General features: G+C 33.8%; 30 protein-coding genes and 3 pseudogenes. 16 read left to right on the top strand and 17 right to left on the bottom strand.

Going from position 1 to position 21,713, the window contains the following annotated elements; translation table 11 throughout:
- Window positions 1-14: 14 nt before the first annotated feature.
- A complete protein-coding gene (locus E7T07_RS09825; protein WP_135710967.1) occupies window positions 15-356 on the top strand; it encodes a hypothetical protein in 342 nt (113 codons plus the stop codon).
- On the top strand, window positions 353-910 hold the full coding sequence (locus tag E7T07_RS09820) for a hypothetical protein (protein WP_135710966.1): 558 nt from the start codon (window positions 353-355) through the stop codon (window positions 908-910). The genes E7T07_RS09825 and E7T07_RS09820 overlap by 4 nt, the downstream gene beginning before the upstream one ends.
- A 73-nt stretch (window positions 911-983) precedes the next feature.
- Here E7T07_RS09820 and E7T07_RS09815 read toward each other — a convergent pair whose 3' ends face one another.
- On the bottom strand, window positions 984-1,271 hold the full coding sequence (locus E7T07_RS09815) for a hypothetical protein (protein ID WP_135710965.1): 288 nt from the start codon (window positions 1,269-1,271) through the stop codon (window positions 984-986).
- Between the two features lie 137 nt (window positions 1,272-1,408).
- Here E7T07_RS09815 and E7T07_RS09810 point away from each other — a divergent pair, with 137 nt between their 5' ends.
- Window positions 1,409-1,798, top strand: a complete 390-nt coding sequence (locus tag E7T07_RS09810; protein ID WP_135710964.1) for a hypothetical protein — start codon at window positions 1,409-1,411, stop codon at window positions 1,796-1,798.
- 85 nt (window positions 1,799-1,883) lie between these two features.
- Here E7T07_RS09810 and E7T07_RS09805 read toward each other — a convergent pair whose 3' ends face one another.
- From E7T07_RS09805 to E7T07_RS09770, 8 genes and pseudogenes are all read right to left on the bottom strand, one after another.
- Window positions 1,884-2,552, bottom strand: a complete 669-nt coding sequence (locus E7T07_RS09805; RefSeq protein WP_135710963.1) for an RloB family protein — start codon at window positions 2,550-2,552, stop codon at window positions 1,884-1,886.
- Window positions 2,552-3,811: an AAA family ATPase gene (locus E7T07_RS09800; RefSeq protein ID WP_135710962.1), complete on the bottom strand. Its 1,260-nt coding sequence runs from the start codon at window positions 3,809-3,811 to the stop codon at window positions 2,552-2,554. Before E7T07_RS09800 ends, E7T07_RS09805 begins: the two co-directional genes overlap by 1 nt.
- Before the next feature lie 126 nt (window positions 3,812-3,937).
- Window positions 3,938-4,354: a hypothetical protein gene (locus E7T07_RS09795; protein WP_135710961.1), complete on the bottom strand. Its 417-nt coding sequence runs from the start codon at window positions 4,352-4,354 to the stop codon at window positions 3,938-3,940.
- An 8-nt stretch (window positions 4,355-4,362) separates the two neighbouring features.
- A pseudogene (locus E7T07_RS09790) lies at window positions 4,363-4,689 on the bottom strand (transposase); the annotation flags it as partial.
- Window positions 4,690-4,948: 259 nt separating this feature from the next.
- Window positions 4,949-5,485: a restriction endonuclease subunit S gene (locus E7T07_RS09785; protein WP_135710960.1), complete on the bottom strand. Its 537-nt coding sequence runs from the start codon at window positions 5,483-5,485 to the stop codon at window positions 4,949-4,951.
- Window positions 5,461-5,988 carry a restriction endonuclease subunit S gene (locus E7T07_RS09780; RefSeq protein ID WP_246046241.1) on the bottom strand — a complete coding sequence of 176 codons (528 nt, stop codon included), beginning with the start codon at window positions 5,986-5,988 and terminating at the stop codon, window positions 5,461-5,463. Before E7T07_RS09780 ends, E7T07_RS09785 begins: the two co-directional genes overlap by 25 nt.
- Window positions 5,981-7,765 carry an HsdM family class I SAM-dependent methyltransferase gene (locus tag E7T07_RS09775; RefSeq protein WP_135710958.1) on the bottom strand — a complete coding sequence of 595 codons (1,785 nt, stop codon included), beginning with the start codon at window positions 7,763-7,765 and terminating at the stop codon, window positions 5,981-5,983. The genes E7T07_RS09780 and E7T07_RS09775 overlap by 8 nt, the downstream gene beginning before the upstream one ends.
- Before the next feature lie 34 nt (window positions 7,766-7,799).
- Window positions 7,800-7,937: pseudogene (locus E7T07_RS09770) on the bottom strand (IS1595 family transposase); the annotation flags it as partial.
- Window positions 7,938-8,523: 586 nt separating this feature from the next.
- Between E7T07_RS09770 and E7T07_RS09765 the strand changes: the two are divergent.
- The 8 genes and pseudogenes from E7T07_RS09765 to E7T07_RS11180 form a co-directional block, all read left to right on the top strand.
- Window positions 8,524-9,039, top strand: a pseudogene (locus E7T07_RS09765) (transposase); the annotation flags it as partial.
- Between the two features lie 7 nt (window positions 9,040-9,046).
- Window positions 9,047-10,036, top strand: a complete 990-nt coding sequence (locus E7T07_RS09760; RefSeq protein WP_135710957.1) for an ArdC family protein — start codon at window positions 9,047-9,049, stop codon at window positions 10,034-10,036.
- Between the two features lie 61 nt (window positions 10,037-10,097).
- Entirely contained in the window at window positions 10,098-10,379 is a 282-nt protein-coding gene (locus tag E7T07_RS09755; protein ID WP_135710956.1) for a hypothetical protein, read from the top strand.
- Between the two features lie 164 nt (window positions 10,380-10,543).
- On the top strand, window positions 10,544-10,972 hold the full coding sequence (locus tag E7T07_RS09750; RefSeq protein WP_135710955.1) for a hypothetical protein: 429 nt from the start codon (window positions 10,544-10,546) through the stop codon (window positions 10,970-10,972).
- A gap of 82 nt (window positions 10,973-11,054) precedes the next feature.
- The gene (locus E7T07_RS09745; RefSeq protein WP_135710954.1) at window positions 11,055-11,309 is read left to right on the top strand and encodes a DUF4160 domain-containing protein; all 255 of its coding nucleotides are present in this window, start codon (window positions 11,055-11,057) and stop codon (window positions 11,307-11,309) included.
- Complete coding sequence (locus E7T07_RS09740; RefSeq protein ID WP_135710953.1) at window positions 11,278-11,580, top strand: DUF2442 domain-containing protein; 303 nt, start codon at window positions 11,278-11,280, stop codon at window positions 11,578-11,580. Before E7T07_RS09745 ends, E7T07_RS09740 begins: the two co-directional genes overlap by 32 nt.
- Window positions 11,581-11,930: 350 nt before the next feature.
- Window positions 11,931-12,059, top strand: a complete 129-nt coding sequence (locus E7T07_RS11185) for a hypothetical protein (RefSeq protein WP_273316961.1) — start codon at window positions 11,931-11,933, stop codon at window positions 12,057-12,059.
- Window positions 12,060-12,145: 86 nt separating this feature from the next.
- Window positions 12,146-12,280, top strand: a complete 135-nt coding sequence (locus tag E7T07_RS11180) for a hypothetical protein (RefSeq protein ID WP_281279617.1) — start codon at window positions 12,146-12,148, stop codon at window positions 12,278-12,280.
- Between the two features lie 162 nt (window positions 12,281-12,442).
- Here E7T07_RS11180 and E7T07_RS09730 read toward each other — a convergent pair whose 3' ends face one another.
- Together E7T07_RS09730 and E7T07_RS09725 are read right to left on the bottom strand one after the other, a co-directional pair.
- Complete coding sequence (locus E7T07_RS09730) at window positions 12,443-12,994, bottom strand: DUF5420 family protein (RefSeq protein ID WP_135710951.1); 552 nt, start codon at window positions 12,992-12,994, stop codon at window positions 12,443-12,445.
- Window positions 12,995-13,016: 22 nt separating this feature from the next.
- Window positions 13,017-13,280, bottom strand: coding sequence for an antirestriction protein ArdR (locus tag E7T07_RS09725; protein ID WP_135710950.1), 264 nt, complete (start codon window positions 13,278-13,280; stop codon window positions 13,017-13,019).
- 214 nt (window positions 13,281-13,494) lie between these two features.
- Here E7T07_RS09725 and E7T07_RS09720 point away from each other — a divergent pair, with 214 nt between their 5' ends.
- Window positions 13,495-13,806 (top strand): hypothetical protein, encoded by a 312-nt coding sequence (locus tag E7T07_RS09720; RefSeq protein ID WP_135710949.1) that lies wholly within the window; start codon window positions 13,495-13,497, stop codon window positions 13,804-13,806.
- A 34-nt stretch (window positions 13,807-13,840) separates the two neighbouring features.
- On the opposite strand, the gene E7T07_RS09715 is transcribed toward E7T07_RS09720, so the two are convergent.
- From E7T07_RS09715 to E7T07_RS09695, 6 genes are all read right to left on the bottom strand, one after another.
- Complete coding sequence (locus tag E7T07_RS09715) at window positions 13,841-14,083, bottom strand: hypothetical protein (RefSeq protein WP_135710948.1); 243 nt, start codon at window positions 14,081-14,083, stop codon at window positions 13,841-13,843.
- 38 nt (window positions 14,084-14,121) lie between these two features.
- A complete protein-coding gene (locus E7T07_RS10995; protein WP_167874953.1) occupies window positions 14,122-14,289 on the bottom strand; it encodes a hypothetical protein in 168 nt (55 codons plus the stop codon).
- 3 nt (window positions 14,290-14,292) lie between these two features.
- Window positions 14,293-14,916, bottom strand: coding sequence for a DUF6012 family protein (locus E7T07_RS09710; RefSeq protein WP_135710947.1), 624 nt, complete (start codon window positions 14,914-14,916; stop codon window positions 14,293-14,295).
- Window positions 14,917-14,987: 71 nt separating this feature from the next.
- Window positions 14,988-15,281 carry a hypothetical protein gene (locus E7T07_RS09705; RefSeq protein WP_135710946.1) on the bottom strand — a complete coding sequence of 98 codons (294 nt, stop codon included), beginning with the start codon at window positions 15,279-15,281 and terminating at the stop codon, window positions 14,988-14,990.
- 289 nt (window positions 15,282-15,570) lie between these two features.
- Window positions 15,571-16,029, bottom strand: a complete 459-nt coding sequence (locus tag E7T07_RS09700) for a PIN domain-containing protein (RefSeq protein WP_135710945.1) — start codon at window positions 16,027-16,029, stop codon at window positions 15,571-15,573.
- Between the two features lie 8 nt (window positions 16,030-16,037).
- Window positions 16,038-17,138 carry an AAA family ATPase gene (locus E7T07_RS09695; RefSeq protein WP_246046239.1) on the bottom strand — a complete coding sequence of 367 codons (1,101 nt, stop codon included), beginning with the start codon at window positions 17,136-17,138 and terminating at the stop codon, window positions 16,038-16,040.
- 260 nt (window positions 17,139-17,398) lie between these two features.
- On the opposite strand from E7T07_RS09695, the gene mobH reads away from it, so the two are divergent.
- The 4 genes from mobH to E7T07_RS09675 form a co-directional block, all read left to right on the top strand.
- Entirely contained in the window at window positions 17,399-19,432 is a 2,034-nt protein-coding gene (gene mobH / locus E7T07_RS09690) for a MobH family relaxase (RefSeq protein WP_135710944.1), read from the top strand.
- A gap of 225 nt (window positions 19,433-19,657) precedes the next feature.
- Entirely contained in the window at window positions 19,658-20,323 is a 666-nt protein-coding gene (locus E7T07_RS09685; protein WP_167874952.1) for a tyrosine-type recombinase/integrase, read from the top strand.
- 307 nt (window positions 20,324-20,630) lie between these two features.
- Window positions 20,631-21,440 carry a ParA family protein gene (locus E7T07_RS09680; RefSeq protein ID WP_135710942.1) on the top strand — a complete coding sequence of 270 codons (810 nt, stop codon included), beginning with the start codon at window positions 20,631-20,633 and terminating at the stop codon, window positions 21,438-21,440.
- Between the two features lie 16 nt (window positions 21,441-21,456).
- Window positions 21,457-21,713, top strand: a 257-nt coding sequence (locus E7T07_RS09675) for a DnaB-like helicase N-terminal domain-containing protein (protein ID WP_281279616.1), incomplete at its 3' end; no start/stop codon positions are given.

Below are 21,713 nucleotides of genomic sequence, written 5' to 3'. Positions count from 1 at the left end.
TAATTGGGGATTTAATGAATAGCGATAATAATCGAAATACAAAAGTCACTTGGGCACAAGCGGTGCGAGATGTATTAAATACTGCAATGAATCGTGGTCAACTGCCTATTTTGATTGTCATGCTTGCTTTTCTGTTTGTTCTCTATAGATTACCATCTGAAGATATTTCTAAATTAACTTTTTTATTTCTTGAATATCTAAAAACAGGTTATATCGTAGGATATATCCTGTTTATTGTGACTGTGTTGGCGTGGATTCGTGATGCTAAAAGAAACCGCCGTAACTATGCAAAATTAGAGAAAGAATTCAAGAAATATTCATCAAAAATGAAAAATAAAATAGGAGTACAAAGATGATTAGTGTAATGACTGGATTGCTTTATGTGATCATCGCTTTAGCACTTGGGCATTTAGTATATGAGTCAATCATTGCACCTAATAAAAGAATGGCGTTACGTGCAGAGCTTTTGATGATTCAAATGGAACTACATCAAATGGATATTGAAGAGTTGAATGAAAATGATAAGGTAGTTTATCATATGATTAATGAAAGCGTTGCTAATTTAATGACGCGCTTACCTAAAATTGACATTTCTCTTATTTTCGAAATGAAAAAACAATATGAAAACGATGCAAAACTAAGAGAACGTTTAGAAAAACGACACAAAATGGTATTGGCAACAGAAAATAGCGAATTAAAATCGCTTCTAAATCAAAGCCAATCTGTTATTTCTAATGCGTTCAAAGCCAATTCAGGTGCTTGGGTTATGTGGATTATTCCTATTGCAGCAGTCTCTATTGTTATGGTTAGTGTTCAAGAATTTGCATCGGGAATTATCACTGCAACATCCAAACAGATTCGAAAATTGATACCGAGCCCAGATATTGAAGATGAATTATTAATTGCATAATAAGCTTTTTTAGCCGCCAGTAATGGCGGTTTTTCTTTTCCGGATAAATTAACTTTTGTGTCTCTTGCCATCACTAAATACTCATTCGTAGTTTGTCGTATTTATCGCTTAATTCATAAATTTGTTCAATGACATCAACGGCTTTAACCTGATCTTTATCACACAGAGACAAATACGCATTATCAAGCTGATGTAAACGGTATTTATCTTGTTCAATATCAGAGACATGGATATTTTCTCTTTTTAAGACAATCATATCTGCTTTAGTGTCAGCAATAACTTCACAGACAATATCTGTCAGTACAACATAATCATCTTTCAAACTTTGAATCATTTCTGCTTTTCGTTTTGTACTTAACATTTTTGCTACCCAAATAGTGTTTATATAAATTGCCGAATAATCATATTCGCGGTATTATGTAGCAGTTGCACAAAGATTTAACCGATTGAAAACATTAACATCCCTATTGAAATTTTCACTCAATAGGGATTTTTATTATGACACAAAAGTTACTCAAACACGAGTTAGTCGAACGGTTGCTTCAACTGAAAGAAAAACAAGATTTATTAACGGTGCAAATGCAACTTTTAACGCAAGAGATTAGCGAGTTGGCAGATCCATTTATGCCGAAAACACCGAAAAGCCAGCCTGTGATTACCGCTCATTTAATCGCACAAGTATTAAAGGAAAATCAGGGTACGTGGTTGGTATGTGGAGATATCGCAGAAAGAGTATTACGGTTAGTAGGACAACAACAATTTGTTGATGTAGGTGATAGTTATTATAAGGTAGTAAAAAGAATGTTGTTGCGGTTGGAGAAAAAAAGATTGATTGAGCGTAGTGGGATTCATTGGCGGTTGAAGCCATTAAAGTCATCTCATTCGTAAAAATAGCGGTATCACACCGCTATTTTTGTATATATTCTATCGAAATAGCTTTGTTCTATTTATTACAATTCGTTCTACAACACTCTTATTTACGTTCTAATAAATTAATAAGATATTCCACAAGATCAACTACTTTAGTAGAAGGGTTATCCGTAGAAGCTCTCTGAGCTGATTTATTTACTCGTTTGGCATTTGATATTGCAAATGATGTATTGTGTTTTATGAACTCAAAAATATTAATATTTTTCTCGTAATGAGGAATATATTGTTTTAACTCACTAATAACATTATCAGCTGCAGACTTTCTATATGTAGCAAAATAAGGTCTTGTTGTATAAACGAAATGTAATAAAATCCAATATTCAAAGCAAGGAATAGATGTAATAGCAAAAAATGTGTTTTTAGGTACCAAGCTTTCTAAGCTTTTGATTGCGGACTCATACTTAGCATGTTGATCTTTATCAAAAACACAATACACCCTATCAAAAGAATTTCCTTCGTTTTTAGCTTCCTGATAGCGTATCTTAGCATGATTTACAATGCTTATAGGGTCTGAACCGGAAGAGTTACAAATCTCTATATTTGCAGTATGTAACTGATATTCTTCTCTCAAAGCCTTGAAATATAAAGGCTCTGTTTTGGAGCCTTCACATACAATTAAAACTCGGTCATAAGGTTTTCGTACTCCTATTTTTCGTTGTTTTTGCTTCAATGTCAGGGCTTTTCTTTTTTTATGTAAATCATCACTTCCCATTATTTTACTCCAGTAAATGTACTAATAAAGGGTAATGCACCATATCTACCTGAAAGATAGCCTAATTCTAAATTTTCTTTCCCCTTTTTAGGACTAAAATCTGATAATGGATATAATACTGATGATTGTTCTTTTGAGCGTTCACAAAACCAAATTTGATCCCTACGAAAAACATCTTGAGTCAAAATAGAGGTTTCATGCGTAGTAAAAATTAATTGAGCATTTTTAGGATTACTTTCTTGATTATGAAATAGCTCAACCAGAAACTGAACAAGTTTAGGATGTAAATTCACGTTCAATTCATCAATACACAGCACATAACCATTTTTTAGAACGTCTAAGATTGGACCCGCAAAAGCAAAAAACTTTTGAGTACCGTCTGATTCATCATAGAAATCAAATGGAACTGGATCTCCATTATTATCAGCATGAATCGTCTCTAACCGCAATTTTTTTTCACCTTTAAGGCTTTGTGTTAAAAAATCTTTTAACGGTTCTGGCATATCAGCTGGTAATTCAGAAATATTAAATTCAGTTTTTTCTACCTTGATGTCTGAAATATGAAAATCTGCAGTTTTTAGAAATTTTAGAACATCATTTTTCCTATTATCTTCACATAAATTTGCTGTAAAAATGGGAGTAAAACCATCAGAGTTAGCAAAGTGTAAGGTATCATTAAACCAATCAAAAATAGGTCTTAGTTGTTCATTGTTTAATTGTACTGCAGTTGCTAAGAATAAAGCATTTTCTCTTGTTGATTGAGCCCAAATTTGTTTTGAACCTAATAAGAATGAGCTAAATTTCCAATCGTATGATTTATTTTGTTCATTCCAAATTCTCTCAAACCATTTTTGAGCGTGATTTTTAGGATATACAAATAACCATTCATCATAAATTTGGGTCGTTGAAGCACTAAAACCATATTGATAACGTACGTTATCAACAATAAATGTAACTTCAAATTCTGTTGGTTGGTTAATTGTAGAATCATTCAACTTAAACGGAACAACAGGAAGTTTATCTCCACGTTGATAACTTCCTGTGACCATACGTTTCATAGTCGATAATGCCTTTAGAAAATTAGACTTTCCGCTAGCATTAGCACCATAGATTGCAGCAGTTTTTAGTAAACTAAAGTTTGAGTTTTCACCAATGCCAAAAGCATTGCTAGGTAGCTCATTACTTTTACTTTTAATTAAACTAAAGGTTTGCAATTCATTAAATGAACGGAAATTTTTCGCACTAAAGTCAATAAGCATTGTAGAGCCTTTTTAATGTTATTTTTGGAAATTTTTTCCAAAAATAACATTAAAAATAGTTTTTTTCAAGGGGGAATGATTTTTTCTTTGAAAATAAGCAAAAATGACAATGCTCGTTTACTATTTTTATATCCACTGCCAATAAACTTCTTTGCGGCTGATTTGTGTTCTTGTAATCCAACCACGCTGATGAAATTCATTCAACTGCTTACGAACAGAGTCTAAATGTTTCTCTGATGGAATACCTTGAGTCTGTTCAATATCAAAAATTCGCTGGGTAAGCTCGGTAATGGTAAAGGCTTTGTTCGGTTCATCACGCATCATCTGAATAAGATACTTTCGGATTTTCCCTTTGAATAATTTATACCTACGGCGATAAATGAAGTTTTCCGTGTTATAACGTGCAATATCTTCTTTCGCTTTCATTAGTTCAATGGTTTGTTGAACGGTAGCAATCTTCACATCTAATAATGCTAAATGTTCTAGCACTTGCTTACGTTCAAAGATAAGGGCTTTTAGTTTTTGGTCAAGTTTATAAGCCATTATTATTCCTATTGCCAAATCACTTCTTGATGAACAATTTTTCGTTGCCAATAGCCACACCATTCATTATCTTCGTTTGTGGTATTTAGGCATTTGCTTAGTACATCTTTGAACTGCCAACCATTCGATTTTCTACGATGATCTTCACGGTAAGCCACTTCATTAGCATAATTGAGTAAATAGGTATTACTCATTTTATGGGTTTGTCCGTAGTACATTCGTTTGAAACGGCTAAAGAAACTTTCCGCTTGATTGTTGGTTACACCTAAATCACTACGATATTCTTTTTTGTGATTGACGGTACGTAAATCATAATCTAGCAATAATTCACCGTATCCAAGAAAACCAATAACCCTCTCCGCTCATCTGCATTCATTTTATCTAAATGATAGGTGTGATAGACAAAATAGTTGCTAATTTTTATTTTCTTTAAAGATTAGCAACTTCTTCTATTTAGAAAATCATGTATAAACAATACCTTACGTCTTTTATTTAATCCGTTATAATTATTTATTTTTCGTTTAAGTTCACCAAATAACCCTTCTAAACGATTTGTTGTCCTTTCTATCCTAAGCTACCTTACTTACACACTAACTACAAAAGTTGTGATAATTTCAGTTTTTCAACTGAAAGCATACGGTTAATGTAACTATCCATATATTGCCAATCGGGGGTGTTTTTATCTGTTACAGGTAGTGGAATTTGTATGTCCAAACTTTTAGCACTTCTTAATTTGTCAGAGAAATCATAATTTTTTTGTATGGTTTTCTGTATAACGCTCGTTAAGAAAAGCATTACATTTTTGGAATAACTTGTTTCCGTATTCCAATAAACGCCAGTATCATCTCCTGCACTAAATTCATATTCTCGGTAAAATGTATTTCCAAAAATATCAATCGTAATAGAATTTTTAGGGAACATTACAATAGGATTAGAGATATGATTTGCAACACCTGTATTAGTTCTTCCAGCCATAACAAAAGGAATATTACCTTCAACTTGGTCGTGTTTTTTTAACCGCTTACCTTGTTGTATGCAATTAAATAACTTGCCTAGTGTAAATGTTCCCCATTTCGCTACATTTAACTTTCTGCCTGTTTCCCTTGTTACATATTTTGCAACAGTAGAGATACTCTCTCTCTCTCTCTAGAATATAAGGCTTTGACATAGTTTTCCATATATTCCCAGTCGGGTTTACCGCACGATGTAACAGGCAGTTTTATGGTTTCCTTTTTGAGTAAATCAGGGAACAGTCCATTATTGTATGAATACTTATGTGTTATTGTATTTAGGCAAGTAACGAGAAATAAGCAAGTTTCTTTTGATAGATAGCTTGTATCTATATAGTAAATATCTCTACCTGATACAAATTCTTTTTCTTGATAAAAGAAAGAAGCGTTCTCAGCTCCAAATGAAACAACACCAGAAATAGCAGGTTTCATTATCTCTGTTCTAACTACATTACATTTTATTCCATTATTAAATTTAGTTCGAACTACATAAGGGATGCTATTAGTATCATCTCTTGCATTACATTCTTGAACACCTTTGGAATGAATAACGTTAGGCTTTTTAATCTCAAATAACTCACCAACAATAAATTCCTTCCAATTTGAAATATCTAACTTATTCATCATTTTTTTCTTGTAAATTTAAAATCAATTTGTCGTTTTCAATCTCTGATTGATATAGCACCTTATTAAGTAGATTGTCATTAAAAACTTTCACATCTACACCATCTTCAAACAGAATATAGTCCAAGATAACTTTTTTGAAATCTTCTTCAAAAATTTCAAATGCCTGTTGTGGCTTTTGATACGACAAACATTCTTTTGGGTCCAACCATTGATGTGTTTGGTATTTTTCGTCTGTTTTCATTAAAACAACATCTAACCAATAGCGTTCAATCTCTGCCCAGCGATTTTTAATATCGTGTCGCCCTTGGTTTTTCACTCGTTCTAAGCCATCATCTTCCATATAGCAGGCAAAAATTTTCCGTTCATTCTGTGGTTTGCCTGTTTCAAAGACGAAAATACTGGTGGTTACACCTGCATCAAACAGATTTTCAGGGAGTTTGATTATGCTTTCTAGCGTATGCTTTTTAAGTAAGCCACTCATTTTATCTTTTTCTAGCTTTTTATCAGGCAAAATAAAAGCACATTTTGTCCCGTTCGGCACATTATTCAGTACATTTTCCACAATCTGTTTACAGCCGTATTTTCGCTCATAAGGCGGGTTCATTAACACTTTGCTGATATTTTTAGATTTAATCCATTCACAGGCTTGATTTTCTCGTGCATCTAGCTGCTCTAAATTGGTTTTACCATCTTTATGAATAAGCATATTGGCACAGGCAAGTGCGAAAATCTCACGGTCGAACTCAATACCAAATAGCTGATTTTTCTTAATATTTTCAGCTTCGGCTGTATTTATACCTCCCACTTCTTTAATCATATTCGCCATGGCTTTTACTAAAAAGCCACCGCTACCACAGGTTGCGTCCAACACACGGTCATTATGATTAACACCAATTAAGTCATACATAAAGGAGGTAATGTGTTCAGGGGTAAACACCTGTCCGCTTTCTGATTTTTTCTTATAGCGATTAAACTCGTTAAAGAAAATCCCCATCACATCTTCACCGTTCCAATTGTCCGAATTAACCGAGTGAGAAATATCAATCACGCAATCAATAAAGGTATTAATATCGTCTTGATTTTCTACGATGTTCATGCGAATTTCGCTGTACACCTCAAGCAAAATGCCGATTTTTAAATTTTGTTGTTTATGTTCTTCTAGCGATTTGGCAAGGGTGTTATAGATTTTATTTTGGAATGGTGCGTAACCGTTATTTTTAATCGCTTCTAAATTTCCACCAAATCGTTCTACCACTAATGCAGAAGCAGTAAAAATCATACGATGGTACAAATTTTTAATACCAAATTTAAAGTGCAATAGGTCATTAATTTTCTTTGTTAGTGAATAGATTTTATTTTTGTCTATACTGTTATCTTTGAATAAATCTAGGTAGTATTGCTTAGCTTGCAACGTTTTAGCACAAGGGATTAGCTCTTTGTTTTTGTACACCATCACATCGTTGCCATTGTAAAGAATCCCAACTGTTTTCTTATATTTGTGGCTAATAATATCGATGTTTTTTAATAATTCATCAATAAAGGCCTGCTTGCTAATATCCTTATCTTCAGATTTGGTTTCAAGAATAATAGCTACATCATTGATGTTTTTAGGCAAATACCAACCGTCAGGCTTATCATTAACACCTTTAAAGCCTAATTGGTTAAAAGTGGTAATTTGACCTGTACCTTGTTTAATATCTTTTTCTTCTTTGTCAAATTCTAAGATGATTTTTGCTTCATCTCTCACTTTATCTTCCGTTCTAAATAAACTCATATTAACCTCATTATAAATTACTGTAATAAGATCTTTAAATCAGCAATACAGGTCGTTTCGCAATTTTAACTGTTCTACTTTGGCAGAATGTATTGCGAATAAAGTCGAACAGTATCTTTTCTTTGTTTGCCTTGGTATCTTTGGCGAAGTCCACAAAGTTATGATACACAAGATTACACCTACGTGTCTTATTCAGTAATATCTAGCAACTTACCTTGTATTGTAACAAAATTAACAGATGCGGAAATCAATATTTTCAGATTTGATGGTTCGTGGGGAGTACCGATACAAATCCAAAGAAAACAGCCGCTGGATTTTGGTCGATACTATTCCTGTGAGATGGGAATAATTATTTCCATTTATGGAGTTCGTCTTTTAGATGAACTCCTATTGTTTATAATCCGATAAAATTAGCTTTCTCATAGCAACTCAGCAATGGGTTGTTTTTATTTGACAGAAAAACAACGTAGATCTATATTGAATACCGTTCATCGTTGATGAACCATAACAATTTGCCAATGAACCATTTATTTATATTTAGCCTAGTTTCTTTCAAAGAAGCAAAGCGAACCATATAGGCGTAGAGACCTTTATTAAGGCTCTATTTCGGTTTGCAACTCATTTATTAAAGCCCACGTATTTCTTGTGTGTACAAGGTATTCAAGGCAAAACGCTTTGAGCCGACCTGAAAATTCAGGTGGGCGATTTTTTATGTCTAGCGTTTGGCTTTGAGTACCTTGTACACACAAGGAATACTTATGGCGCAGCATTATCTGCTTTCAAGCAAATCTAAAAATTTAAATCTCAAACAAATCTTTCGTTTAAGTGAAGATGAAGCCTTCCAACTTTTAAAAGCCAACCGTTGGGGAAATCCTAACGATATTACGGACATAGTATGTCCACATTGCGGAATCCGCCACAATGCTTATTTTCTTCAATCTCGTAAACGTTGGTGTTGCAAACATTGCCAACGCCACTTCTATATTACGACTAATACAGCATTTGCTTTTCATAAATTGCCTTTCGTTGATATTTTGGCGGCAATTTTGTTGTTTGCGAATGAAGTCAAAGGTATTTCAGCAATAACAATGAGCCGCCACTTAAACATTAACTACAAAACCGCTTTTGTCCTTTGCCATAAACTGCGTGAAGCCCTATTCAAAACTCGTGATTTAACACCCTTACAAGGTGAAATTCACGAAGATGGTGCGTGGATTAATTTCAAATTACGTCCAACTAACTTCGCTAAAAACGCCCATAAACAGAAACAAAAACACCACTATGACAAACTTAACATTTATTAAAAATACCAAAGTCGATCTTTATCAAGAAGTAACCAACGAAATCATCACGGCATTAGAGCAAGGCACTGTTCCTTGGTTAAAACCATGGAGTAATCCTGAACGTGAACTTGCACTTCCGTCCAATGCAGTATCAGGTCGCCTTTATTCAGGAATCAATATCCTTTTATTATGGATAGCGGCCGATAAAAAAGGATACCAACAAAGCAAATGGATCACGTCTGCTGCCATTCATAAATTGGGTGGTCGCATTAATAAAGGTGAAAAGGCGACAATCGTTGTTAATTACACACCGAGAGAGCGTGAGAAATTGGATGATGATGGACAGGTTATGTTTGATGAAGATGGCAATCCCCAAATGGAGCGATTTGCTGTTATTAAAAGATACCCACTTTTTAATATTGAGCAATGTTCAGGATTGCCGGAAAGCTTTTATGAAAAAGTTGAACCACAGCCAACGCAAAATCCTTATGCGTTGTTTGCGGAAATTCGGCAAATGATTAAAGGTATGGACGTAGATGTTCAAATCAAGCCAACTAACCGTGCTTGCTACATGCCGACAACAGATCAAATTTTGATGCCTGAAATGAAGCAATTTGAATCAAATTCAAAATTTTATAGCACGTTATTACATGAAATGACACATGCAACAGGACATTGCAAACGTCTCGCTCGAGAAGGTATTACTTCAGGAAAAGCGAAGTTTGGTAATCCACTCTATGCCATGGAAGAGCTTGTCGCCGAAATTGGCTGTGCCTTTCTTTGCGCGCATATTGGGTTTGATGATGTACCGCAACATGCTGCCTACATTGATAGTTGGTTAAAGGTGTTAAAAGCAGATAAAAAAGCGATTTTTAAAGCAACGGGATTTGCTCGCACCGCTTGTGATTATATGCTTGACGCACTTAATGCTCAGAAGCTATACGAAAATACGTTCAGTTCCGCTGAACGCATTGCAGAAGTAGCATAATGAACGATAGAGAGATATGTTGTTGGACATATCTCTCATTTATTACGATAAGGATTTTTCTATGAATTTAAGCAAAGTTATTGAACAAACGATAGCATTTAGAGAAACATTGGCGAATGAAGAATGTTTATCTACATCAACTCAAGATAAACAGTCTTTTATTACAATGGGCATCGTTTATGTATTTAATGGCAAATGTTTTTCTTGGTCTCGTTACTTGAAACCGGCTCAAGAATATTGCCCGGGTGTCATCGCGATTTCTATTGAAGGTAAATGTTGTCAAGCAATTGGCGGTAATGAACAAGATGGAGCCAATGAATGGCTGCCACTTTATGCTAATTAATGGCAATATCGTTACTTCATAAGAAAAAACACCCTATTTAAAAACCTTTTACTCAACGCTATATGAGTTTCAGTTAAACCTGTTACTGTAATAGCATCATTCTCACCCATTAGGGATACTTAACCTTAATGGGTGAGTATCTCTCTATTTTTGGAGATAATACAATGCAACACATAACATTTTCACCCATTGTCATTCATAATGGATTTGAGCTATATCGAATAGGAAGCCCTGCTTTGAATGAAACCTGTGATTTACACTGTATCGCAATTCTGAAAGCAGTAGAAAAGTGGCTAGATAATTCTGTTATCTCAAATCGAGATTGGATGGCAGAAATTGGTAATGGTGATGAATATAATGATTGGGTTAGTCGTGATCATGACGAATTCTCAGAATTTAAAGCCATTCCCACTATTCATTCACAGTTGAGATGTATTAATCTTTATGATTATGGTGATCATTCAGCAAATATGACAGATAAACACAAAATGGCGCTTCAGCTTTATTTGGGTTCAGATGTTGATATTGTAGACAATCTAGCCATATCAGTTTTATTTAATAAATCACGACTTCAAGGTAAAGCACTTAAATAATAAGTTTTTACCTTTAATCCCAAGGGGATACATTATCCCCTTTGGGCATAGTGTATCCCTTTTTATTTAATTGGAGTACACTATGCCAATAGTTTTAACTTATCAAGGTTACAAAATATACTTTTATTCAAATGAAGGACTACCATTAGAACCTGTTCATGTTCATATTGATAAAGCAGGTAAAACAGCAAAAGTATGGTTAAAACCAATATCCGTAGCATACACTTATGGTTTTTCGTCAAAAGAAATAAAAGAAATATGTAACTTTTTACAAAAATATGAACGTTTTATTGTGGAGGTATGGAATGACTTCTTCAGCATTAGCGGTAGCGACTAAAGTAACCATTAATCAGGATTTATTTCACATTACATTGCAAGACGGAAGAATATTAGGCGTGCCTTTTGACTGGTTCCCTAAATTACTCAATGCTTCGCAAACAGAAAGAGAAAACTATGAATTATCGCCAACTGGAGAAGGTATTCATTGGTGGGATCTTGATTTGAATTTATCTATTAATGGACTATTACAAGGTAGACGAGAGTTTAATCCTGATTGGTCAATGAAAGATTACCTTACTCGTAAAGGCTTATCTTCACCGTCAGTTTGAAACGTCATTTAAACATTAGGGAATATTATTCACAATATTCCTTCAACCCCAAGGGGATACATTATCCCTTTGGGCATAGTGTATCCCTTTTTCATTTAATAAAAAAAGGAGCACTATGTTCAGGTTATTTAAACCCCCATTTGAAATTTCGACTCTGGAAGCATGGTCAAAACTGAGCGATGATATTGCAAAAGTTGCAATTCTAGCCATTCCTGTTATGCTGTATAGTAATTATGGTTTAGGTTTTAGAATGTTTAATATTGCATTATTAAGCGTAGTCACATTGGCATTTTTGACTATCGGACGACACTTTCGACAAGTTGTCATTCGTTTATCAAGGGAGAAATAATATGGATCCTATTGGATTATCGGTAGGTTTAGCAATTTTAGCGATTATCGGCTGTGTAGCAGCTTATGGAGCGTCAAAACTCGAAGAATCTACTCGAAAACAACACGAGGATTTAGAGTCTAAAAAATAGCTCAATCCATTGATTTACATAGCAGACATTTAACAAGGGATGCGGATTACGACAGAGAGTTATTAGACTCTCAAAGGAGAAATAATATGGAACTATCAATTGGACTAACGATTTTGGCCATTATAGGGCTATTGATTCTTTATGGTGTATCAAAAATCCCTGAAGCTAATCGTAAATATTACGAAGATTTGAAATCTAAAAAATTGAATTCAGATCATTAATCTACAAATAAAAACTAAAAAGGACAGGAATTATTTTCTGTCCTTTTTTAGTGGTGAATAACTGATAGTATTCACTCTTATTTAACACAGTCAATCCTTGGCTAAGATTAATTATGGATTCACCAAAACTATATGTTCAGATTCAAATTTAGCACTTTACACTCACTTCCCTTGCAAAGCTAAAAATTCACTTTCCTTGATTTCTGTAAGAAAATCAGGGATTTCAGGGAATTTATCTCGACTATATTCGCTATTTGGAATCGGAATTTTGGCAATATAATAATTATTTGTAACGCCAGCTACAGAAAAGTATAAATTAGTTAATTCAGGCACCATTATATAAATTCCTAGCTGTTTTAAGCTGAATTTTGAGAAGTCTGGGTGTGCTTGCAATATTTGCCAACATTGAGTAAGTTTTGCATCAAGAACTTTGCCTGCTTTGTACCGCTTATCAGGTTTAACAACTATTATCTCATCGATAGTCTCAACTTTATAACCCTTGGTATTTTTTACTTCCGATAAAACGGTCTCATCATTTTGGCAAACAATACCAAAAATGCTAGTTTCAGAGCCTAACCAACCGTCATGAAAAGGAATAGTATCAAAAATGGCGTTTAGTTTTTCATTTCTAATCTCTTGATTTTCCAACCAATCTTCACGGATTGTTTTTAATGGTTCTTGATTTAAATCACCTTTATAGAATTTAAATTGCATATTTATTTACTCCAAAATTCAATTATAGTTGTTCAATATCATCCCAATCAATTTCTTCCCAGTATTCTGCACCATAGAAATAGTTTCCCCCTTTGGCAATAAAAATACTTAAATCCGACCCCAGCGCAATAGTCCCCGGTTTATCTTTCCAAACAATGGCAGGGTTTAATTCTCTGGACCAGCCATAAATTTTACCGTTAAAAAACTTCACAAATCCCGCCCCTTTGAGTTCGGGGTTATTATCAAGCCAAGCTTTAGCTTTACGAATATATGATTCTTTATGCATTATTGCCACTCCTACTACTTCCTGAACCGTTGCTCATTGTGTCGTAAATTATTTTAGACTGATTGCACTCTCATTAAGAGTGAAAACTATATGAAGTGATGAGATAGTTTTTTACAAAAATTATTCATAGTACAAATAGACATAGCAACCGCAAATAAAATGACTTTTTGGCATACTACCTATTTTTACAAATAGGTGATCTATGATACGCATTTTGGCATGGGTAATTTTTTTATACTGGGGCAATCCGTTAATGGCTCAGATTTCTGAACCAGTAGTCGGCGGTATCTGTCACGCTGAACAGGAAGATTATTTCTGGGCAGGAAACTGGGAATTACAACATCATGAGCTTGTTTGTAATTATTGGCAATATATTGACTTTGATACCTTACCTGTTGCAGATTATGGTGATAAATCTGAACCAGTTTATGATGATTCTGATGGGGAAGAATTTATTTCAGAAGATTTAATCCTAGATATTAGACAGCCTGACTCAGAAAGCAATGAAGATAATGAAGATGAATAAATTTATTATTTATTGCCATTGTAAATCATCATTTTTACCAATCATTGAAAAAATGCTTGGAAAGGATGATAACAAGCTCCGTATTATTTTTGCTTGTATGTAAATATACACGCGATACACCTTTAATACTTCTTGCCTTTCTTAATCCATTACGTTTAGCCATGAAATTTTTGCTAATCTTTAATCGTAGTTTAATACGTCCGATTGCACAAATTTTTTCCCAATCAAGATGGGGAAATTCGTATTTAAAAAACTCTTTTAATAAGATCTTATTCATATTTACCTAATTTTTAGGACTTTATTTTTTATTATATTCTATGCAGGATACTGCACCTTTTGTAAAAGGTTTAATGTAAAATTTAATTTAACACTTTTTAATTGTTCATTGTCTATTTTTAAATTAAGCGTTTTTTTGTTTAGCTCAAAATCAAGTTTTTTTAGTGCTTCTTGTTCTTTATCGGTCAATCTAATTGTTTTAGACATATACTAATCTCTAGTTAAATTAAAACCATCCAAATTTATGTCAGGCATACGATTTGAGTATAAGGCTTCCCCTTGTTTAAAAAGCTCTGCAAAGGGAATAGTTGGAACAAAATACTGTTCATTCCTTTGCTTAATTATGCCATTAAAATAGTATCCGTCTTCAACTTCATTTCTACGTGGGCTATTTTCAAAAATAGCTGTGTCAAATTCCATTTTAGGTATAGAATTAACAGGAATCCAATCTTTATGAATATCTGTGCTATATGCTCGCCATAGTAAGAAATCTTGTGATACAGTATCGAATTCATTATCCAACAAATTAAATGTGATATAATGAAAATGGTCATTTTCATCATCATTCACAATAGTTTTCCATTTTTCATAAACTGTAAATTTATTGATTTGCTCTTCTTCTATATGTGCCAGTAACCCCACAAAAGCTTTATTTTTTCGTTTTCCACAAGCAACACAATAACTTTTATTCCGATATGGCTTTTTTAAAGATAATTCTGTGATTGGTATCTCGTATTCAAAATTATCCTTTTCAACAAAAATACTTAATTGTTCTAACGTTACTTTAACGTTCTGATAAGGGTTAAAAAATGTCGGTGTTAAGTGTATTAGCATAGCATTACTCCTTTATATCTATTACCTTGTAATGTAAAGTCGTTGTTTTTTCTTCATTATTTCTCATTTAGTTAATAACCTGTATCGCCTGTAAAATCCCAAAAATCGAAGTCTTTTAATAATGGGTGTGCTAACCAATAACTGTTTTTAGTCGTGCCATATTTACTTGCTATTGGTTCATTTTTACTAAAATCATCACAAAAAATTTCAATAATTGCAGATTTTGAATTTTTTAATTCTTCAGGTAGATGTTTACTAGCAAGCCTTTTAGCTTGGTGTAGTGAGTTTTCTATAAAAATAGGATTAAAATGTATATATTCACTGTGAGAGCTATAAACAATACGGTACTTTTTAAGTATTCTCATAGTATTACTCCTTTTATTATCTTGATAAATGCTATTTAACGATTTTTTGGACGCATTTTTCTAGCAAAAATTGTTGTCCAAAATATTATGATTTTTTGGAATGAATATAGACTGCATAAATATGCAAGCAAATGCATATTTAACCCTAAACATGACAAAAGAAAAGGAAAAGGCGAAGGGATAAGGGGAATGGGGTAAGGGTAATCCGTTTCTCTTAAGAGAAACGGGCTTGCCCGTAAAAGGTCTTATAAAAGGGCCTTGTAAAAAGGCCAAAAGGCCTAAAAGGCTTTTATTTCACTTTCCAATTAACCATTTCATCATACAATGAGATAATTTTAGGAATATCTCCATCATTTGACGTCATTTCTAATTTGGAATATTTCGCAGTAGATACATACATTGTATCGAAGTTGTATTTATCTAAACGTTTTTCTGTTCCATCAGCTTGTCTTTGGTATCGTTCAGGATATTTGGTTCTTTCATATCTAAAAATATCAGTAGCTATATCTGTAATATCCTTACTAATATCAATCATTTCTAAGTTAGATAAAAATTGCTCAGCTTTTTTATATTTACTTTCATTATCCGTAGAATAGTCATAAAATCGCAATACTTCATGCCTAATTAATGGGGTCGTAAAAAATAAAACATTTCCTTGCTTGTATTTATCCTTCAACCATTCAAGATCGTCCTGTTCGCCTTTAAGTATATTGATAATCTTATTTGTATCTAATAAAACTCTACACATTTGCACACCTATTCAGAAATTCCTAGAATATTAAAAATTTGATTTTGTTGCTTTTTATAACGTTCAGATTGAATGTCAGTTAATTTAATATTATTTAAATTTACATTAAATGCTGTAGAAAGCAGATCAACAAATGCTTCATTACTAGGGTTATTTATTTCTTCATTTACGACTACGCCATTATTATTGACTAACTGATAAGCTTTTCCATTATACAACTGAGATAGTACTAATGATGAATGTGTTGCAATAATAAAAGTTGTGTTAGGAAAAACGCTATTCAATATTGGCAAAATTCTAGTTTGCCAACTAATATGCAAGTGACTTTCAATTTCATCTATAATCACTACACCTTTTTCATTTTCAATATCACGAGAATTGGTGAAAAACGAATATCCAGAAATAATTGATTGTGCAATCCGAATTAATGATGCGAAACCTGTACTAAGCTCTTGTAACTTTCTTTTTTTTCCGTCTATGGTAAATTCAACTGAATCACCGCCGGGAATAGAAAAATCTGTCTTCTCATTACTAATACGGCTATCAATCTTGTTTAATACATTTAATACTGAAAGTAATTCAATTTCTCTGTTATCATTTCCCCTTTGATAGCTATTGGTAGACATCGCTCGTTGAATAAACCACTCTGTGATAGATGTTTCATTAATATTACCTAGGGAACGATATAATTCATAGAAATAGTTTTTTTGACGCTCTTCATACGAACCTAATGGTTTTATACTGCTAATGTTTTTTTCATTTATATACCCCCTAGCTTGTGCAGGGATATAAACTATAGGAAAAGAAACCATTTTATAAAAATCATTAACAAACCTAATATTATCTCTTTCTGAAACAAATGTACCATCTAAACTTGCCTTAGAAAAAACAAGCTTCTTATCTAAAGAATAATTATCAAGAGTATATTTATCATTTGAAAATAATAAAACTTGATACAAACACTCTAATGTTTTAGTTTTACCAACCCCATTATTTCCAATAAATACATTAATCTTACTATTTGGGTCAAGGCTAATAGAAGCTTTATCTATTCCTATAACCCCTTCAAAATCATATTTTGATGGAATTTCATTCAACATTAAGTTCATATTTACCTCTAAAAAGGTTATAAAATCGTTAATTACGTAAAGCCTAGATGCGCCTTAGTATAGAGAAACTACTACCGTTTTGCATTAACTTTCTACTGTAGTATCCCCACAAAGCTACAGCCTGGCACGCGATAATACTCAGATTGGCACTTATAAATAATTGATTTGTAAATTCATTTTCTTATGGATTTAATTTCACCTTTCATCTCATAATCCTACTCAACAATAATAAGCTCAACGTATAAAAAGAGATAACATCAATGTTCAAGAAAATTCTGTCAAAGATAAGAAAAACAACAATACCAACAAATCAAGTCACTGAAACCGCGACTCTTACTATTAATGAGCCCAGTGAATTTAATACGCCACAGACTCATCAAGAGTTACTTAATACGCCATTAAGACAAAAACAACTGACCACAATCTGGCAAAATGTTTCTATGTCCCCAGCATTATTTGATGAATTATATCGTCATCCTATTGAAAAATATGCGGAATTAGTCCAACTTTTCCCCGCTTCAGAATCTCATCATCATTCGCATCTCGGCGGAATGTTAGATCATGGCTTAGAAGTGATTGCCATTGCTACAAAATTAAGACAAAACTATGTACTGCCACCGAATGCCGCACCTGAAGAACAAGCTAAACAACGTGATGCTTGGACTGCAACCGTTATTTATGCCGCCCTTATTCATGATATTGGCAAAATTACAACAGATATAGAAGTTATTCAAAAGAATGAACAACGATGGTTTCCTTGGTTAGGCACGCTAAGCCAGCCATACCGATTTAGATATATTCAATCTCGCGATTACAATTTACATCCTACACTAGGGAGTTTTTTCCTTTCGTATTTAGTACCGCAAAAAGCATTAACATGGCTAGGTGATTTCCCACAAGCGTTCGCTGCATTAATGTATTTTGCTTCAGGGCATGCAGATAAGGCGGGGATACTCTCGGAGATTATTCAAAAAGCAGACCAACTGAGTGTTACCATGGCACTTGGCGGTGATATTCGTAAATTATCTGAAACACCTAAAGTGTCTTTTGCCACTCAGTTACAATTTGCTTTACGAGAAGTGGTTTCTAATTACAAATTAAATGCCACACAAACAGGTAGCGATGGCTGGCTGACAGAACAAGGCTTATGGGTTATGAGCAAATCAACCTTGGATAAAATTAGAGCCACACTCACTCAACAGGGTATCTCTGCACCAAGTAGCAACGGTAAATTACTAGATGAGCTGCAAGCCCATAAACTTGTTCAAACAACCAAAGAGAATATGGCAGTTTGGTCAGCTAAAGTTGAATCTTACGCGGGTTGGAATCCACAAATGACATTTACATTATTATGCATTTCACCCATCTTAATTTGGAGTGATGTAAACCAACGACCGCCTTATTTTGAAGGTAAAGTCACCATCGTTGATAAACATGGAAATCCTATTGAAGCTGCTATTGAAACTAATTTGTCAACGCCATCTATTAATATTGAAAACAGCGAAAGTCAAGAGACAACGGATGAGCATTTACTTGATAATACAAGCAATACAGTAGATATAAATATTGAATCAGTTAATGAAAAGATGATAGAGACCGAAATTACTCATTCTATGAGTATCGATAAGGATATGACACTTACTGAATCATCGGTCGTAGAAGACTCTGCTGAATCAATGGATTTGATTGGCAACATTCTTGATTTATTCCCAATTCAAACTAACACCGTATCAGCAGAAACTGTTATAACGACTGAACCAGTCATTAAACAACATTTAAATACTGAACCAGTCATAAATGAAACCGCGGCAATTCAAATAACTGACCCAGTAAATAATGACATACAACAAAAGTCATATAAAACACCAAGTACCGAAGTGACGGCTAATAATTCATCAGGAGCAAATTTTATTTCTTGGTTGAAACAAGGAATTAGCTCAGGAAAACTGCTGATGAACCGCCCAAATGCAATGATTCACATCGTTGACGATCATCTATTTCTTGTCACTCCTAACATATTCAAAAGCTACGCAATTGAAATTACAGGTAACACAGAAAATTCTGACTGGGAATTGGTGCAGAAGGAATTTCAAAAATTGGAATTACACAAGCGTCAATATATTAAGGAAGAAAATGATAGTCGTAATATTTGGATGTGTTCAGTCATGGGCCAAAACAAAACATCTTTACTTAATGGATATTTACTTCCGAACGTAAAAGAGTATATTGGTTCCAAATTAGCATTAAATAACCATTGGTTAAAATTAAAAGGTACAAAAAATGACAATAAATGATTTATTAGATCAATTTTTTTATACAAACACATTAATATCAGACCTAAAACTAAAGACACCTATCAAAAGGTAGCGCATCAACTTCTAAAGTTCTATCCTGGCTTAAGCATTGAAGAACTCACTCAAGAGCATATCATCAGATGGCGAATGCAAGCTCTATTGTCGATTAAGCCAGTAACATGGAACAACTACATGCGGCATTTACATAGTTTATTTAACTTCGGTATGAAGAAAAAACTTGTACCGCAAACTGAAAACCCATTTAGTGGCTTAATGCTTAAATTAGGGAAAAAACCGAAGAAAACCTTGACGGAAAAGCAATTAAGCAAAATTGCGACCGTTTTAAATGATGAAGGTCGGTTGCCTGATATATTGCAACCTGCATGGTTTATGCGTTGCCTTATTGATATGTTGAAATACACCGCCATACGCCGTGGGCAACTATTGAAGTTGAAAATAGAGCATATTGATTTAGATAAGAAACTATTATTTATCCCTTCAGATATTAATAAAACGCATAATTATCACCAAATTCCTTTATCTAAGCACTTAATACCCAGCTTAACGTATCTCATACAAGAATTGAGAAAACAAGGCTTAAACAAAGAAGCTCAATTGTTCAATTTAAATCGATTTTCCTTTTACACAAGGGATTGCAAACGAGATATGACGGACGACCAATTGTCCCATGTGTTTAAGGTTCTCTCTAAACTTGTAGGATTTAGTGTATCTCCACACCGTTTTCGTCATACAGTGGCAACAAATTTGATGAAAAATCCACAAAATCTTTATATCACTAAACAGTTGCTAGGCCATAGCAATATTAGTGTAACATTAGAGTATATCGAATACGATGCAGAGACACTTAGAAGCAGTGTAGACAATCTATAATTATTAATGACAATCAAGATCTAACCGTAAAGTTAGATCTTGATTAAAAAAATAGATCAATTTTTTACATTCGGGAATTTACATAACCAAAATTTCTGATACAATTTGCAATGAGACATTTTAGGTGCTCTTTTAAATTCAAAAATTTATGTAATTATAGTTGCACAAAAGATTTAAAATCCCTCGCCTTTCGGGGCGTGCCAGTTCAAGTCTGGCCTCGGGCACCATTTCAAATCTTCTATTCTGTGTGATTTTTGATAGGTAATAAGATGTTTGATATTCATTCTTAACGAATAGGATATTAATTATGACCCATCAAGACCATTCTTTTATTGTTACTGGCATGTCCACTAAAGGTGGCGTAACAAAGTCAACTAACGTTGCAAATATTGGCGCATTTTGTGCAGATCATGGTATTCGTACTTTAATGATCGATACGGATTCGCAACCTACTTTATCTTCTTATTATCATCTTAACTATACTGCACCGCAGGGATTATTTGAATTTCTCACTCAGCGTGTGGTAACGCCTGAACTCATCATCTCTCAGACTGAATTTGAGAACCTTGATATTATCCAATCTAACGACCCTACCGATGCCATTACGACTTATTTACGTAATGCGCCAGATGGCATGTTGCGTTTTACGGATGTAATCTCAGAAATCAAAGGTTATGACTTAATCATTATTGATACACGCGGTACAAGTGGTATTACTGTCGATATGTCGGTTTTGGCCAGTGATCTCGTTTTATCACCGTTAAAACCTGAATTATTATCCGCTCGTGAATTTATGCGCGGCACTGTTGGACTTTATCAACAGCTCCAAACATGGACAAAATTTGGTTTTACCCTTCCGCCTGTCAAAGCGGTTATTAATTGTTTAGATAGAACCACCGATGCCAAAAATGTTGTATCAGGATTGCAACAGCTTTTTGAACAATATTCCGATTCCAACTTAACCTTACTGGATTTTTCTATCCCATCTCGCGTTGCATACCGTGAAGCAGCAAGCCTTGCTTTGCCTGTTCATCGTCATAGCGAGAAAGAAAAACAAAATATTCAACAGTTATGCACGCTACTCTTCCCGCAATGGACTGACCGTTTTAATCAGTAAAAATAAGGGGGAAGGTATGACAAATTCTGTTGAAAATTATTCCATGGAAGCAGAATGTGCAGTCATAGGCAGTTTGTTGCTTGATAATGAATTGTGGGATGAAGTATCCCCCATTATTAGCACGCAAAACTTCTATTTTGCTGCACATAAAATCATTTTTACGACAATAACAAAAATGTTGTCGGCTAATACTCCTGTCGATCTGTTAACACTGGAAAGAACGTTACAAGAAGAAAAGAAACTGAATGAAGTAGGCGGCTTGGCTTATTTAGC

Origin of the sequence: Actinobacillus porcinus (assembly GCF_901764995.1) — a bacterium.
In the GTDB taxonomy this organism is placed as follows: domain Bacteria; phylum Pseudomonadota; class Gammaproteobacteria; order Enterobacterales; family Pasteurellaceae; genus Exercitatus; species Exercitatus porcinus.
Note: the sequence above shows the minus strand (reverse complement) of the source record. Positions and strands in the feature narration are given on the sequence as shown.